We start from the raw sequence: 1,260 nt of genomic DNA, 5'->3' as shown, positions 1-1,260 counted from the left end.
GCGTAGCGCCGCGGCCAGACGGACGGTGTCCTCCGAGTACCCGAACCGGTATCCGGTGATCAGCCGGCTGTGGTCGTCCAGAAACGCGAACAAGAACGTCTTGCGGCCACCCACGCGGGGGCCGTGCAGCCCGTCGCCGGTCCAGCGTTCGTTCGCCTCGGCGGCCTCGAACCGGCCGAACACCCCGCCGTTCTCGGCCGGGCGCGGGGTGGCGATCCCCAACCGGTTAAACAGCCGCAACAGCGTCGATTCCGACGGTGACCAGCCGGTCTGACGCTCCAGGATCCGTTTCACCTGCGCCGCCGTGCGGGCCGGGTTCTCCTTCTTCAACGCCGCCGCCAGCTCCAACGCGGCCGCGTCGGTGCGCGCGGAGAACGCCCGCGCCTGCGGCAGCAGCGCGTCGAAGCCGCCACGCCGCCACGCGCGGATCCACCGGTCCAACGTGTCGCGGCAGTACCGGCGGCGGTTTCCGAACGGGTCGGTGTGTTCCCGCCCGGCTAGCTCACGCACGATCCGGCCGCGCTGCTTGGTCGACAACCCCCGGTCCAGCGCTGGGCAGATCAGCTGGTAGCGGAACAACGCGATCTTCTGCGCGCGGTCACGCGCGACAGCCTCACCCATCGGCACGGGCATGGACATGGACATGACGGGGCTCCTCCTCGTGATGGGGACGACAAGACACCACGCCCCGACCCATACCGGCCGGCACCGGGCGCCGAGGCAGAGCCTGACCCATCGACGCTGGTCGGCGTCAGGTCCATGTCGTGTTGCACTGCCAGCCGTTCAGCCACCCGGCCAGGCAGGAGCCAGCAGCCGACCACCACTACCCACCGAGGCCATGTGAACCTGCGCCGCCATGCCGACGACCGATCCGCCGAACCGCTGCCCGCGCCCGGCAGCCGCCGCGGTGATCGCTGCCACCGCATCCGCCGGCGCCGACCCCGACGCATCCGGGATCTCCGGATCGATCCCGACCGCGACCGCCAGCCGCCAGAACCAGCGCCGCACCTCATCGGCCCGCCCGGTGAACCGGCGCCACCACCGGCGCACCGTGGAGATCGACACACCCGCCGACGAGGCCGTCGGGCGATACCCCGTCCCGCCCGCCCGGGCCATCAGCACCGCCCACACCGTCGCGGCGCCATGCCCGAGGCGCAGCAGCAGCACCGCTGGCAGCAGCACGTGCGTGATCCGGCACGACCGGCACCGCGACCGCCGCGGACGCACCGGACCAGCCACCCCGAGCACCCGCCGCCGGCG

At 72.6% G+C, this 1,260-nt stretch carries 2 protein-coding genes; both read right to left on the bottom strand.

Features of this window, described 5'->3' with window-relative positions; all coding sequences use genetic code 11:
• A partial coding sequence (locus ACRDSQ_RS12700; protein WP_431421168.1) for a helix-turn-helix domain-containing protein occupies window positions 1-645 on the bottom strand: 645 nt, incomplete at its 3' end.
• A gap of 138 nt (window positions 646-783) precedes the next feature.
• Window positions 784-1,260: hypothetical protein (locus tag ACRDSQ_RS12695; RefSeq protein WP_431421166.1), on the bottom strand; the 477-nt coding region annotated here is incomplete at its 5' end.

The organism is Actinokineospora sp. (assembly GCF_050699995.1).
Lineage (GTDB): Bacteria > Actinomycetota > Actinomycetes > Mycobacteriales > Pseudonocardiaceae > Actinokineospora.
This window is presented reverse-complemented; position numbering and strand designations above follow the sequence as displayed.